We start from the raw sequence: 14198 nt of genomic DNA, 5'->3' as shown, positions 1-14198 counted from the left end.
TGCGGCTGCATTTCCCGAATATGCGGGTGTGAGCGGTTACTGCGCCAGACCCATCTCGTATTTGAGCGTCATCACGCGGATGGCGGAACGGGTCACCTTCTCGGCGAACGCCTGGTCGGAGGCCGCGCGCTCGTTGAGTCCATCCAGGATTGGCTGCACGTACTCGCTGGCGCCGATGCAGGCCAGATCGGCCCCGGCTTCCACGAAGCGCACGCCGATCTCCCGGGGCTCAAACGCGCCCAACGCCGCGGCGGAGAGCGAATCGGACGTGATCACGCCGTCATAGCCGATCGTGTCGCGCAGATACCCGTCGATCAGCGTCGACGAGAACGCGGCGGGATTGTCCGGGTCGATCTGCTGGTACGTCGCGAGCGACATCATCACCATCGCGGGGTCGGCCTCCAATGCCGTGATGAAGGCTTCGACCTCCGGACCGTCGAGCGTGGTCGTGGTGTCCAGGATGCCGCTGGCGGTGAAGTCGGTGTTGCCGGTCACGCCGCCCAATCCGGGGAAGTGCTTGATGACCGACTGCACGCCGGAATCCCGCATGCCGTCGATGAAGGCGATGGCATGTTCGGCGTTGCCCTGCGCGTCCAGGCCGAAATCGCGGTACAGCGCGCCGATCGGGGCGTTCGCGTTCCTGTCCACGGTCACCGTGCCCACCACGGGGGCCAGGTCCACGTTGATGCCGGCCTGGTTGAGCTGCGACCCCCATACGGAGGCCGACTGGCGCAGCACCTCGGTGCTCATCATGCCCTGGTCGAGCGCCGTCGGCATCGAGTCGAAACCGGGGCCCTGCAGATGTTGCACCAATCCGCCCTCCTGGTCGGTGGTCATCAGCAGCCGGTTGTTCTCGGGCGCATAGGACTGCAGCGCATCGGTGGCCTGCCGCACGCCGTCGGTGCCGGACCACCAGTTGCCGATGATCAGCACCGATCCGACATGCTGGTTGGCGATCAGATCGTACAGGGCCGAGGGGTCCGTGCCCGCATACAGCGGAGCCATGACCAGCTGGCCGACGCGCTCCTCGATGCTCATCGCCTCGACTGCGCGCTGCGCCTTGGCCTGCGGGGAATTATCGTCGGGCTCGGGGATCGGCTCCTTGTCGGCGTCCTCGTCGACGGGTGCCGTGTCGTCGTCGGTTCCGGCCGGATCCTCGCCGTTCTGCGTCTCATCGTCCCCGCCGGCGGGGGCCGACGCCGACGGCGGAACGGACGGCTCCTGCGAGGGGCGTGCCACGGCCCACCAATATACGGCGGCCGCCAGTACGGCCAATACGCAGACCACCGCCACGACGACGGGCCAACGCCGGGCCTTGCCGGGCGCTCCTGTACGACTATGATGCATTGCGGGTTCCTCCATACCCCCGATTATTCCATCGAGGACGTAAAACCACTGTGTTGCCGCGGGTTCCGCCAGGGGCGGCGCGGCCGGTCGTATGGCATGAAAGGGGAACATTCCGCTGGCCGAGTACTTCCGAACCACCCGGTAGGCTGGACGCATGTCTTTTTTCGATGCGTTTGGCATGATGTTCGATCCTGACGATGATCCGCGTCGCCGTGGCGATACCGGCGCCGACGACGATCCGGTAATCATCAACGTGGAGGCGGATGGAGACGACGCCTCGCGTCGCACCCCGCCTCCGAGCAGGCCTTCCGGGCCGCGGATCACGCGGCGGCCGGAACGTCCGCGCCGGTCCGGCGCCGGCAACCGCATCCTCATCGGCATCGTGCTGGCACTGGCCGTCATCGTCGGCCTGTTCTTCGGCCTGTCGCGGTTCATCACCGACCTGATGTGGTATGGGCAGCTCGGTTTCCAGAGCGTGATCTGGACCCAGCTGGGCGTGCGCGTCGGCGTATGGGTGGCCTATGCTCTGCTGGTGGCGGCGGTCGGATTCCTGTCGGCCACGTTGGCCATCCATGCGCGTCCGGCCGACGCCGACGGCTCGACGGTGCGCATCCACGGTGACGTGGTGGAGATCGCCAACGGCATCAGCTCCAAGCACGCCCGCATGGTGGCGGTTATCGTGGCGCTGGTGGTGGGCGCGGTGTTCGGCTCGCAGTTCAACGCCAACTGGTCCGACATCCTGCTCATGTTCAACGCCCAGAGCTTCGGCACCACCGACCCGCAGTTCGGGCTCGACAACGGGTTCTACGTCTTCATCCTTCCCGGCCTCAAACTGATCATGGGCGCCGTGTCCACGCTGCTGCTCGTCGGCATCGTGTTCTCGGTGATCACCCACGTGCTGATGGGCGGCATCCGCATCACGATGCCGGTCGACGGACGCGGGCTGTTCGCCATCACCAAGCGCGCCCGCCGCCAGCTGGGCGTCTGGCTCATGCTCAACATGTTCGCGTTCGCCGTGCAACTGGCCATGGGCGTGTTCGGCCATCTGACCACGCAGGGCGACCGGTTCACCGGCGCCGCCTACACCTCGGTGCATGCCACAATCCCCGTCACCTTCGTCATGGCGGCGCTGGTCGCCATCCTCGGCGTGGTGCTGGGCGTGTGGCTGATGACCTCGCATGCGCTGGAGGGCAGCGCCCCGCTCGGCGTCCGCGCGATCACGGCGCTCAAGGCCTGGCGTGTGCCGGTGGTTTCCGTCGCCGTCGTCGTGGTCGCCGCCGTGCTGCTCACCGGCGTCTGGCCGGTCGTGCTGCAGCGCTTCCGCGTCGATCCGAACGCGCAGGAGATGGAGTCGACCTACATCGAACGCAACATCGCGGCCACCAAGCAGGCGTACGGACTCGACGACATCGCCGTCGAACAGTACGACGCTACCACCGAGGGCGAGGCGGGCGCACTGTCCGCGTCGGCCGAATCGACCGCGCAGATCCGACTGCTCGACCCGCAGATCGTCTCGCCGACCTTCAAGCAGCTGCAGCAGTCGCGCCAGTACTATACGTTCGCCGACACGCTCGCCGTCGACAAGTACGACGTGGATGGCGTCAGCCAGGACACGGTCATCGCCGCGCGCGAACTCGACCTGAGCGGCCTCGACAACCGCAACTGGGTCAACGACCACACCGTGTACACGCACGGCTACGGCATCGTGGCCGCCTACGGCAACAAGGTCACGGCCGACGGCCAGCCCGAGTTCTTCGAATACGGCATCCCCACGCAGGGCGCGCTGACCGAATCCGAACAGTACGAGCCGCGCATCTACTTCTCGCCGAACGCCACCGAGTATTCGATCGTCGGCGCGCCGGAGGGCACCGAATCCTGGGAGTTCGACTACCCGACCGGTTCGGACGAGGGCGCCACGAACACCTTCGACGGCGACGGCGGCCCGTCGGTCGGCAACATCTTCTCCCGACTGCTGTACGCGGTGCGCTTCGGCTCCGAGCAGATCCTGTTCTCCGATCGTGTGACCTCCGAGTCGCAGATCCTGTACGACCGCAGCCCGCGCGAACGCGTCGCCAAGGTGGCCCCGTACCTGACGCTCGACGGCCGCGTCTACCCGGCCGTGGTCGACGGCCGCGTCAAGTGGATCATCGATGGCTACACGACCTCCGACGCCTACCCGTATTCGCAGATGACCGATCTGGGCGCCGCCACCGAGGATTCGACCACCGAAACCTCGCAGACCGTGCAAGGGCTCAACTCGCAGCAGGCCAACTACATCCGCAACTCGGTCAAGGCCACCGTCGACGCGTACGACGGATCGGTGGACCTGTACGTGTGGGACGAGGACGATCCGATCATCAAGGCCTGGCAGCAGATCTTCCCGGGGCAGTACCACCCGCTCTCCGAGATATCGGGCGACCTGATGAGCCATATGCGCTACCCGGAGAGTCTGTTCAAGGTGCAGCGCCAGCTGCTCGAGCGGTACCACGTCTCCAGCGCCAGCCAGTTCTTCTCCGGCGAGGACTTCTGGCAGACGCCGAAGGACCCGACCGTATCCCAGAGCGCGCAGGCGCAGGGCCAGTCCGTGCTGCAGCCGCCGTACTATCTGACGTTGCAGACCGGCGGCAGCAGCGAGCCCGTGTTCTCGCTGACCTCCACCTACATCCCGGCCGGTTCCTCCACCCGCGAGATCCTGACCGGATTCCTGTCCGTGGATTCGGATGCCGGCAACGAGGCGGGCGTGATCGGCGAGCACTACGGCACGATCCGCCTGCAGGAGCTGCCGCAATCCTCCAACGTGCCGGGTCCGGGCCAGGCGCAGAACAACTTCAACGCGAACGCGGACGTGTCCCGCGAGCTCAACCTGCTCGAATCCGGGTCCACCAGCGTGGAGCGCGGCAACCTGCTGACCCTGCCGCTCGGCGGCGGCCTGGTGTACGTGCAGCCGGTATATGTGCGCTCCAGCGGCGCGACCAGCTATCCGATGCTGCAGAAGGTGCTCGTGGCCTTCGGCGACCAGGTCGGCTTCGCCGATACGCTGGACGAGGCCCTCGACCAGGTGTTCGGCGGCGATTCGGGCGCCTCGGCCGGCGACGCCGAGAACGTCGGCGAAACCGAGGAATCATCGAGCGGCGATGATTCGTCCGCGTCGTCCGACGGCTCGTCCGGCACGACGGGTGACGGCATGTCTGACAAGGGCACGTCCGGTGCGACGGGTGGCGATCCGTCATCCGACAAGGGCACCTCCGGCGCGACATCCGCGGACCTGAAGGCAGCCCTGAACGACGCCGCCCAGGCCATGAAGGATTCGGACGCGGCCATGAAGGACGGCGACTGGACCGCCTACGGCGAGGCCCAGGACCGTCTGGAGGAGGCCATCAACAAGGCGCTGGAGCTGGGGAACTGACCGATTCCCGCTGACAGATCCTGTGGGGCGTGGTGCTTGCCGCGCCCCACAGTCGTATCCGGGGACCCGTCCATCGACACGCCGATGGTGGTGGCAAACCTCCCCGGGAGGTTTGCGCAGATTGGCGGAACACGCGACATGGTGGCAAACCTCCGGGGTAGGTTTGCCGCACCTCTCGGCGTGTCGTCTGTGGGACGACGCTTCGCAAAGCGCGACACGATAAGCTGGTACCCCATGGGCGAACTCATCATCCGTGGCGCGACCGACGCCGATTTGGCCGCCATCACCGACATCTACAACGAGGCGGTGCTCGAACGCATGTCGAGCGCCGACATCGAACCGCGTACGCTCGCACAGCGCAAGGCCTGGGTCGATGCGCACGAGCCGCGCTCCCTCTACCCGGTTGTGGTGGTCGAATCCGGGGACGGGCAGGTCATGGCCTTCGGATCGCTCTCGCGGTTCCACGAGCGCGCCGGCTATGACGGCGTGGTCGAGCTCAGCTATTACGTGGGTTCGGCATGGCGTCGTCAGGGCATCGGCCGCCAGCTGGTCGCCTGGCTGCTGGATGAAGCCCGGCGGGCGGGACATCGCATGGCCACCACGCTGATCTTCGCCGACAACGAGGGGTCGAGCGCGCTGATGCGCCGTTTCGGTTTTGAACGATTCGGACTGATGCCCGACGCCGTGCATCTGCCCGGCGGCATCAGGCACGACATCGCCTACTGGTATCTTCCGCTGTAAGGCGATTCACTGTTCCGGTCCTCGTCATTGTTGTGAATCAGCGAATCGTACAGAATCTACTATGCTTTCCTGTCATCATGCGGAAGTGCGGCAAGAGGCATGTTCGCTTATGCGCTATTCGAATTCACGATTTTCAAGGGGTGGGAACTGTGAATTGCTTCACGCTGTGAGGTAAACGGCCCAATGGTACAATCGTTCCGTTTGACAGGCATGATGACGAAGGATCGAACGACATGGCATCGGATTTCTGGTTGATTGTGGGGTTGGGCAACCCGGGTAAGAAATACGAGGACACCCGGCACAACATGGGCTTCATGACGGCCGACCTGCTGGCCGAACGCTGGTCGGTGGCGTTCTCCGACCACAAGGGGCTGGCCATGCTCGGCAAGGGCGCCATGAACCTGAACGGCCGCAACGTCAAATTCTTCCTGGCCAAGCCGCTGACCTACATGAACGACTCGGGCAACGCGGTCGCCTCGATCAGCGCCTACTACCAGATCGAACCCGACCACATCGTCGTCGTCCACGATGACATGGATCTGGACTTCGGCCGCATCAAGGTCAAGTCCGGCGGGTCCGCCGGCGGCCATAACGGCATCAAATCCATCGACAAATCCTTGGGAACCCCGAAGTACGCGCGCGTACGGATGGGCGTCGGCCATGCCCGCCGTGGCGGCAACGCGCACGACAACACCATCAACTGGGTGCTGGGCGGCTTCGGTCCCGAACAGCGCAAGCAGCTGCCCGAGTTCCTGGCCGACGGCGCCGACGCCGCCGAGTCGATCATCTTCAACGGACTGGCCAAGACCCAGGAGCAGTTCAATGGCCGCTGAACGCGCCGACGCGCTGATGAACCAGCTGGTGGGCGGATCGTTGTCCGGCCTGCTGGAGTCGCTGGACAAGGACCAGGGTTTCCGCAGGCTCGTCAACGACGAGGTCGAACCCCCGGAAGGCGATGTGGCCCCCGGCATCATCGTGGGCGCACCCGACGGCATCCGTCCCGCATTGGCGGCGGCCGTGGCCAAACGTCATCCGGTCGTCTACGTCGTCGCCTCCGGCCGTGAGGCCGAGGAGACGGTGGATGCGCTGCGTTCCTGGTACGACGGCGACCCGCGCGACATCGCCCAGCTGGAGGCTTGGGAGACGTTGCCGCACGAACGGCTGTCGCCCCGCGCCGACACGGTGGCCAGCCGTATGGCCGTGTTTCGCCGCCTGCGGCATCCCGAACCCGGCAGTGCGATGTTCGGACCGATCCGCATCCTGGTGATGCCGGTGCGTTCGCTGATCCAGCCGGTGGTCGCCGGATTGGGCGACGTGACACCGTTGGTTTTCACGGTGAACGAGGAGCTGCCGCTGGAGGAGGCCGCCGCCAGGCTGGTGGAGAACGCGTACACCCGTGTCGATCTGGTGATGGACCGCGGCGAGTTCGCCGTCCGTGGCGGCCTGCTCGACGTGTTCCCGCCGACGGCGCCGCATCCGGTGCGCATCGAGTTCTTCGGAGACGAGATCGACTCGATCCGCGAGTTCCATGCGTCCGACCAACGGACCTACGGCGACGGGTTGCGGACGATCTGGGCCACGCCCTGCCGCGAAATGCAATTGACCGACGCGATCCGCGACCGCGCCCGCAGCCTGGTCGGCCAGATCCCCAACGCCGAGGACATGCTGGAGTCGATCGCCGATGCGATTCCGGTGGAGGGCATGGAATCGCTGCTGCCCGCGCTGGTCGACGACATGGAACCGGTGGCCGGCATGCTGCCCAAGCGGTCGGTGGTCATGCTGTCCGACCCGCAGAAGCTGGAACGTGCGGCCGAGGACCTGATGAAGACGGCGAACGAGTTCCTCGCCGCCAGCTGGCATGTCGCCGCGTCCGGGCATGGCGCCGGCGCGCCGATTAGCTTCGACCAGGCCAGCTTCCTCGATTTCCATGAGACGGTCGCCTCGCTGACATTCTCCGAGCATGACGTCTGGCGTCTGACCAATTTCGGCGTGGACGACAGCCTGCCGGGGCGGGTGAGGCTCGCCGCGCACGCGCCCGCCGAATACCGTGGCGACGAGACCCGTGCCGCCGCGGGCATCGAGGGGCTGCTCGACGCGGGGCTGGATGTGACGATGACCGCCGCCGCGCACGGCACGCTCGCCCGTCTCAAGCGCGCGATCAACGAGACCGGCATCACCCGGTTCGATACGGTCCGTTCGCAGGCCCTTGACGGATTCGTCGACACGGCCGCCGGCATCGCGCTGCTGACCGAACGCGACCTGACGGGCCGCACCAGCGCCGCGGCCCAGGCCAAGACCCCGAAGCGCCGCCGCAAGGCCATCGACCTGATGGAGCTGAAAACCGGCGACTATGTGGTGCACGAGCAGCATGGCATCGGCCGGTTCGTCGAGATGCGCCAGCGTTCCGTCGGCACGGCGGACGCGAAGACCACGCGCGAATACCTGGTCATCGAATATGCGCCGAGCAAACGCGGCGCCCCGCCGGACAAGCTGTTCATTCCCACCGACCAGCTCGACCAGGTCAGCAAGTACATCGGCGCGGAGGCCCCGAAACTCAACAAACTGGGCGGCTCCGACTGGGCGGCCACCAAGGCCAAGGCCCGCAAGCACGTCCACGAGATCGCCGAGGACCTGGTCAAACTGTATTCGGCCCGCCAGCGCACGCCCGGCTTCGCGTTCAGCCCCGACACCCCGTGGCAGAAGGAGCTGGAGGACGCGTTCCCGTACCAGGAGACCGCCGACCAGCTGACCACCATTGACGAGGTCAAGGCCGACATGGAGAAGCCGATCCCGATGGATCGCCTCATCTGCGGCGACGTGGGCTTTGGCAAAACCGAGATCGCCGTGCGCGCCGCGTTCAAGGCCGTGCAGGACTCCAAGCAGGTGGCCGTGCTCGTGCCGACCACGCTGCTCGTCCAGCAGCATTACGAGACCTTCTCGGAGCGCTACGAGGGCTTCCCCGTCACCGTCCGGGCGATGAGCCGCTTCCAGACCGCCAAGGACATCAACGACACGATCAAGGGGCTTCAGGACGGCACCGTGGACGTGGTCATCGGCACGCATAAGCTGCTCAACCCCAAGATCCAGTTCAAGGACCTGGGCCTGGTCATCATCGACGAGGAGCAGCGCTTCGGCGTCGAACACAAGGAGACGCTCAAGGCGCTGCGTACCAACGTGGATGTGCTCTCCCTGTCCGCCACGCCGATTCCGCGCACGCTGGAGATGGCGGTGACCGGCATCCGTGAGATGTCCACGCTCGCCACCCCGCCGGAGGACCGTCTGCCCGTGCTCACCTATGTGGGCGCCTACGAGGACGCGCAGGTCACCGCGGCGATCCGACGCGAGCTGCTACGCGGCGGCCAGGTGTTCTATGTGCATAACCGCGTGGCCGACATCGCCCGCATGGCCGCCAGGATCCAGGAGCTCGTGCCCGAAGCGAAGGTCGGTACCGCCCACGGCAAGATGGGGGAGAAGCAGCTCGACCAGATCATCCGCGACTTCTGGCATCGCGACATCAACGTGCTCGTGTGCACCACGATCATCGAGACCGGATTGGATATCTCGAACGCGAACACGCTGATCGTCGACCATGCCGACCGGTTCGGCCTGAGCCAGCTGCACCAGCTGCGCGGCCGCGTCGGCCGTGGCCGCGAACGCGCCTACGCGTACTTCCTGTACGATCCGAGCAAGCCGATGACCCAGCAGTCGCACGACCGTCTGGCCACCATCGCCCAGAACACGGCGCTCGGCTCCGGCTTCGACGTGGCGATGAAGGATCTGGAGCTGCGCGGCACCGGCAACCTGCTGGGCGATGAACAGTCCGGCCACATCGAGGGCGTGGGCTTCGACCTGTACGTGCGCATGGTCTCCGAGGCCGTGGAGGCGTACAAGGAGCCGGAGCGCACCGAGCCGGTGGCCGTCAGCATCGATCTGCCGATCGAGGCGTCGATTCCGGTGGACTACATCGACTCCGACAAGCTGCGTCTGGAGGCCTACCGCAAGCTCGCCGCCGCCCGCAACGAGCAGGATCTGGAGGAGCTGCGCGAGGAGCTCACCGACCGCTACGGCAATCCGCCGATCGAGTTCGCCACGCTGTTCGCCGTCGCACGTCTGCGCAACAAGGCGCGTGCGCTGGGCCTGACCGAGATCATCGCCCAAGGCAACCGTGTGCGCGTGGCCAAGATCGAACCGCCCGAGTCGGTGCAGATGCGCATCGCCCGCATCTACAAGGGCGTGCAGTACCGGCCGGTCACCAAGACCTACCTGATCCCGACCCCGTTCGCCGGCTCCTTTGGCTCCGAACCGATGGGCTCGGACGAGGTGGTGGCCTGGACCGACCAGCTGCTCGACGACCTGGCCTGGAAGCCCCAGCCGCGTGGGTGAGTGTCACGGACAGCGGTTTGGCCCGGGTGGGCCGCGTTGCTACAATGTCCGACGGATATCAGTCCCCTGTCTGCAACGAAAGAGAACGATTCCGATGACGCAATCCGAGACCACGCCCGTCGCCGACCATGCGGCAACCATTCCGGCGGCGGTTCCCGCCGTACACGTCAACGCGCTGAACACGGCCGAAACCGAGGAGGCCGTCGAGAGCGCCGGCGTGAGCAAAACCAAGCAGAGCAAGTCCGTCACCTTCATCCTGGCGCTGTTCGCCGGCGCGTTCATCGGCTTCGGCGCCCTGTTCTTCCTCATCGTCACCTGCGATCCGGCGATGACCTGGGGCCCCAAGCGCTTCGTCGGCGGACTGGCGTTCTGCATGGGCCTGATCCTGGTGCTGTGTTGCGGCGCCGAACTGTTCACCGGCAACTCGCTGATGGCCTCCAACCTGGCCGCACGCCGTATCTCCTTGCCCGCTCTGGTCCGCAACTGGGTGATCGTCTGGTTCGGCAACCTGCTGGGCGCCCTGATCCTCGTCGCCTTGATCGCCATGGCCGGCACGATGGGCCTCAACGACGGCCTGGTGGGGGAGACGGCCGTATCCACCGCCATCTCGAAGGTCACGCTCGACCCGCTGACATTGTTCGCGCGTGGCGTGCTGTGCAACGTGCTCGTGTGCCTGGCCGTGCGCATCGGCTACTCGTCGCGCTCCACGGCAGACAAGGTGCTCGGCATCCTACTGCCGATCTCCGGATTCGTGGCGATGGGTTTCGAACACTGCGTGGCCAACATGTTCTTCCTGCCGACCGGACTGGTCGCCAAGGCCATGGGCTACGGCGCCGGACTGGACGGCATCGCCGACCTGACCGTACAGGCCTCGCTCTATAACATCGGTGTGGCCACGCTGGGCAACATCGTCGGCGGCGCGGTCGTGGTGGCGCTCGCGTACTGGTACGTGAACAACCACAAGCCATCGAAACGCAGGAAGAGCATCGAGGAGCGCTGAATGAACGAACAGGATCGGAACCGGAACGATACCGATGCGGGGCGCATGACCATCCGCCGCGCCGAGCCGCAAGACATCCCGCAGATCGATGTGCTGCTCCATCAGGTGCTGGACGTGCACCACGCGGAACGGCCCGACCTGTTCAAACCCCACGCCACCAAGTACACCGACGACCAGCTGGCCGGCATCATCGCCGACGACCGGACCCCGGTGTTCGTGGCGGTCGAGCCGGGCGCCGGTTCCATCGCCGACCCCGCGCGAGAGGACGCCGAGGGGGCGGACCGCCTGCTGGGCTACGCGTTCTGCCAGTTCCAGCGGCATGTCGATGACAACATCCTCACCGACATCCTGACGCTGTACATCGATGACCTGTGCGTGGACGAGGCGCAGCGCGGCCGGCATGTCGGCAACGCCCTGTACCGCCACGTCCTCGGTTTCGCCAGGAATTCCGGCTGCTACAATGTGACGCTCAACGTGTGGGCGTGCAACGAGGCCGCGAAGGGCTTCTACGAGCACTGTGGCCTGAAGCCCCAGAAGATCGGCATGGAGACGATTCTCTAGCCGCCTGCAACCGTCCCCACGCCGTCTGCCGCTATGTCCGCGACGTCAGCGCAACGCCGCGCGCAACCGCCGTTCGATCGCCTCATGGTCGCGGGGCAGACCCTCGTCGTCCATATCGGTTCGGTCGACATCGACGATTGTGCCGATTGTGCCGTCGGCAAGCACCAGGATGCGGTCGGACAACCGCGCCGCCTCCGGAATATCATGGGTGACCATCAATATGGTCCACTGCTGCTCGGCCTGCAAGTGCGCCAGCAGGTCCTGCATATCCAGACGGGTCAGCGCATCGAGCGCGCCGAACGGTTCATCCAACAGCAACAGTTTCGGCTGTCGTACGATCGCGCGTGCCAACGACGCCCGCTGCGCCTGCCCTCCGGACAGTTCGCCGGGCCATGCGTCGGCGTGGTCGGCTAGTCCCACCCGTGCCAAGGCATCCAGTGCCAGCTGGCGTCGTTCGGTGCGCCGCCCGGGCAATCCGAGCGTGACGTTGTCCCACAGGCGGATCCACGGCACCAGACGGGCGTCCTGAAATCCGAAGGCCATATCGGCATCGGCACGCACCGAGCCCGCCGTCGGTTCGATCAGGCCCGCCGCCACGCGCAGCAGCGTGGATTTGCCGCAGCCGGAGCGTCCGATCAGGCTGACGAACCGCCCGTCGTCGACGTGGACGGTCACGTCGCGCAGCACCTCGACGCCGTCGAACGCCATGCGGATGTGATCGAGCATCAGCGTCATCGGAGCCTCACTCCGTGCAATCCATGACGTGGCCCTTGACGTCGGGCATCGCGTCGATGAATCCGAAATCGACGTACTGCTGCGCCTGACGTTCCAGCATGTCCAGCCCGTCGGCGTCGATCGGCAGGATCTCGGGGACGTCGAACTTGGCCACCTGGTCGATGATCTCGTCCGAGGCGCCGAATTCGCGGTAGGCGTCGGTGATGATCTCGGGATGCTCCTGGGCCTTGTCCGATTCCTTGACCAGCGCGCGGTACATGGCCTTGACCAGATCCGGGTGCTGGTCGGCGAAGGACTGGGAGACGATGTGAATCGAGACGTTCAGGTTGCCGTAATCCTCGGCGTTGACCAGCAGCTTGGCGCCGGGCGTGACCATCGCCGAGGCCAGGTTCTGGTCGAAGGTGGCGATGGCGTCGACCTGTCCCGAGCTGAACGCCGCGCTGAAGTTGCTGGGGCTCATCTCCACCTCGGTGACCTGCGAAGCGTCCAGTCCGGCGTTGGCGAACGCCTGGTGCACGATGTAGTCGCCGGTCGCGCCCTTGGAGTCGATGGCGATGGTCTTGCCGTACAGATCCTTGAGGGAGTCGATACCGGTGTTCGGCGCGGCGACGATGCCCTGCGAATCGCCGTCATAGTATTCGATGGCGAACGCGACCCACGGCTGGTCCTGGGCGAGCAGGTTGATGAACGAGCCGGTGCCCGTCGACGTGGCGTCGGCATTGCCCGACTGGACGGCGGTGCGGGCGTCGGCTGGGTTGTAGGGGCCGGTGAACTCGACTGTGGCGGGGGCCAGCTCATTCTGGGCGAACTGCTCGTTCTTGAGCGTGGTGAGGTAGTTGGCGGTGGACAGATACGCCACGCGCATGGTGTCGGTGCCGGCATCGGCGGACGCCTGGCCGTGCGCCGAACAGGCGGTTGACGACAGCAGCAGGGCCGCCGCCCCCAGCGCGGCGAGCTTGCGGATGATGGTGTGGTTGGTTCGGATCATCATGGTTCCTTTCCTGATGGTGATGATGATGGTGGTGACGCGACGGCATGCGTCAAGGGACGCCGGGGCGCCACCGGGTATGGTGTTGCGGCGGATGTGCCGCTCAGTGGCGGGCGTGGCGCCAGGGGAGCGCCGCGCGTTCCAGCAGGGTGACGATCGTCTCCGACAGCAGGCCGAGGATGGCGTACAGCACGATGCACAGCACGGTCTGGTCGGTGCGGGAGAACTGCTGGGAGCGGGACAGCATATAGCCGATTCCCGTGGAGGAGTTGACGGTCTCGCAGGTCACCAGCGCGATCCACGCCACGGTGAGTGCGAAGCGCAGGCCGGTCATGAATCCCGGCAGCGCCCCGGGCAGCAGCACCCGCAGGAAGAGCGTGGCGCGGCTGAAGTGGTACACCTTGGCCAGTTCGAATAGCCGCGGGTCGAGATTGCGCACGCCATCGCGCAGGTTCACGTACACCAGACCGAACACGCCGACGGTGATCAGCCCGATCTTCATTGTCTCCCCAATGCCGAACACGACGATGAACAGCGGGGCGAGCGCCGGGAACGGCACGGCCCGCAGCATGTGGATCGGCTTGTCGATGACGGCCAGGCCGACACGTGAGGCCCCGGCGATCAGTCCCGCCGGCACGGCCAGGACGATGCCCAGCGCCAGACCGGAGGCGACCCGCAGCAGACTGATGCCAATCGAAGGCCACAGCAGGCCTTCCGCGTCCAGATCGTTCCAGGCGCCGACGACCTCGGCTGGGGATGGAAGGGGACGGGCGTCCGCGGGACAGCGTGTGGCGAGGTACCACCACACCAGCAGGAGCAGCGTCGAAGCCCATGCGGCCGCAACGGCCGCGATTCGATGGCGCAGGGCATGCTTGCGCATGATGACATTCCCTTCGATAGTACTGGCTATATCAGGTTCGACGAGTGTGATCTCAGCCCAGCCGCCGGCTTTCGGCGTGATCTGCGCCTCCAGCGTGTTTGAGGGAATCGGCCCGGGCACCCCGTGTCAGGCAACATTGTGGGGACGTGCCGTGGAC

Annotated in this window: 10 protein-coding genes; 6 read left to right on the top strand and 4 right to left on the bottom strand. The window is 66.0% G+C overall.

The features are described 5' to 3' along the window. Window positions 1–36 precede the first annotated feature (36 nt). Window positions 37–1347, bottom strand: coding sequence for a glycoside hydrolase family 3 N-terminal domain-containing protein (locus OU11_RS01635; RefSeq protein WP_052122542.1), 1311 nt, complete (start codon window positions 1345–1347; stop codon window positions 37–39). Between the two features lie 154 nt (window positions 1348–1501). Here OU11_RS01635 and OU11_RS01630 point away from each other — a divergent pair, with 154 nt between their 5' ends. The 6 genes from OU11_RS01630 (at window position 1502) to OU11_RS01605 (ending at window position 11438) form a co-directional block, all read left to right on the top strand. Continuing rightward, window positions 1502–4753, top strand: a complete 3252-nt coding sequence (locus tag OU11_RS01630; protein WP_033514116.1) for a UPF0182 family membrane protein — start codon at window positions 1502–1504, stop codon at window positions 4751–4753. A 234-nt stretch (window positions 4754–4987) separates the two neighbouring features. Further along, a complete protein-coding gene (locus tag OU11_RS01625) occupies window positions 4988–5494 on the top strand; it encodes a GNAT family N-acetyltransferase (RefSeq protein ID WP_033514115.1) in 507 nt (168 codons plus the stop codon). Window positions 5495–5727: 233 nt separating this feature from the next. Beyond that, window positions 5728–6327, top strand: coding sequence for an aminoacyl-tRNA hydrolase (gene pth, locus OU11_RS01620; protein ID WP_033514114.1), 600 nt, complete (start codon window positions 5728–5730; stop codon window positions 6325–6327). Next, the gene (mfd, locus tag OU11_RS01615; protein WP_033514113.1) at window positions 6317–9877 is read left to right on the top strand and encodes a transcription-repair coupling factor; all 3561 of its coding nucleotides are present in this window, start codon (window positions 6317–6319) and stop codon (window positions 9875–9877) included. The genes pth and mfd overlap by 11 nt, the downstream gene beginning before the upstream one ends. 94 nt (window positions 9878–9971) lie before the next feature. Continuing rightward, window positions 9972–10877 carry a formate/nitrite transporter family protein gene (locus OU11_RS01610; protein ID WP_081963379.1) on the top strand — a complete coding sequence of 302 codons (906 nt, stop codon included), beginning with the start codon at window positions 9972–9974 and terminating at the stop codon, window positions 10875–10877. Between the two features lie 45 nt (window positions 10878–10922). Then, window positions 10923–11438, top strand: a complete 516-nt coding sequence (locus OU11_RS01605) for a GNAT family N-acetyltransferase (RefSeq protein WP_033514263.1) — start codon at window positions 10923–10925, stop codon at window positions 11436–11438. 45 nt (window positions 11439–11483) lie between these two features. On the opposite strand, the gene OU11_RS01600 is transcribed toward OU11_RS01605, so the two are convergent. The 3 genes from OU11_RS01600 to OU11_RS01590 form a co-directional block, all read right to left on the bottom strand. Beyond that, window positions 11484–12146 carry an ABC transporter ATP-binding protein gene (locus OU11_RS01600; protein WP_478209779.1) on the bottom strand — a complete coding sequence of 221 codons (663 nt, stop codon included), beginning with the start codon at window positions 12144–12146 and terminating at the stop codon, window positions 11484–11486. Window positions 12147–12180: 34 nt separating this feature from the next. Further along, window positions 12181–13164 carry an ABC transporter substrate-binding protein gene (locus OU11_RS01595; protein WP_169743494.1) on the bottom strand — a complete coding sequence of 328 codons (984 nt, stop codon included), beginning with the start codon at window positions 13162–13164 and terminating at the stop codon, window positions 12181–12183. A gap of 100 nt (window positions 13165–13264) precedes the next feature. Then, window positions 13265–14041 carry an ABC transporter permease gene (locus tag OU11_RS01590; RefSeq protein WP_033514110.1) on the bottom strand — a complete coding sequence of 259 codons (777 nt, stop codon included), beginning with the start codon at window positions 14039–14041 and terminating at the stop codon, window positions 13265–13267. Window positions 14042–14198 lie beyond the last annotated feature (157 nt).

It is taken from the genome of Bifidobacterium pullorum DSM 20433, assembly GCF_000771405.1.
Taxonomy (GTDB): domain Bacteria; phylum Actinomycetota; class Actinomycetes; order Actinomycetales; family Bifidobacteriaceae; genus Bifidobacterium; species Bifidobacterium pullorum.
This window is presented reverse-complemented; position numbering and strand designations above follow the sequence as displayed.

Excerpts from the sequence above, each read along its gene's own strand:
- mfd (WP_033514113.1), top strand. The coding sequence starts at position 6,317 with ATGGCCGCTGAACGCGCCGACGCGCTGATGAACCAGCTGGTGGGCGGA.
- OU11_RS01600 (WP_478209779.1), bottom strand. The coding sequence starts at position 12,146 with ATGGCGTTCGACGGCGTCGAGGTGCTGCGCGACGTGACCGTCCACGTC.
- pth (WP_033514114.1), top strand. The coding sequence starts at position 5,728 with ATGGCATCGGATTTCTGGTTGATTGTGGGGTTGGGCAACCCGGGTAAG.
- OU11_RS01625 (WP_033514115.1), top strand. The coding sequence starts at position 4,988 with ATGGGCGAACTCATCATCCGTGGCGCGACCGACGCCGATTTGGCCGCC.
- OU11_RS01610 (WP_081963379.1), top strand. The coding sequence starts at position 9,972 with ATGACGCAATCCGAGACCACGCCCGTCGCCGACCATGCGGCAACCATT.
- OU11_RS01635 (WP_052122542.1), bottom strand. The coding sequence starts at position 1,347 with ATGCATCATAGTCGTACAGGAGCGCCCGGCAAGGCCCGGCGTTGGCCC.
- OU11_RS01595 (WP_169743494.1), bottom strand. The coding sequence starts at position 13,164 with ATGATGATCCGAACCAACCACACCATCATCCGCAAGCTCGCCGCGCTG.
- OU11_RS01605 (WP_033514263.1), top strand. The coding sequence starts at position 10,923 with ATGACCATCCGCCGCGCCGAGCCGCAAGACATCCCGCAGATCGATGTG.
- OU11_RS01590 (WP_033514110.1), bottom strand. The coding sequence starts at position 14,041 with ATGCGCAAGCATGCCCTGCGCCATCGAATCGCGGCCGTTGCGGCCGCA.
- OU11_RS01630 (WP_033514116.1), top strand. The coding sequence starts at position 1,502 with ATGTCTTTTTTCGATGCGTTTGGCATGATGTTCGATCCTGACGATGAT.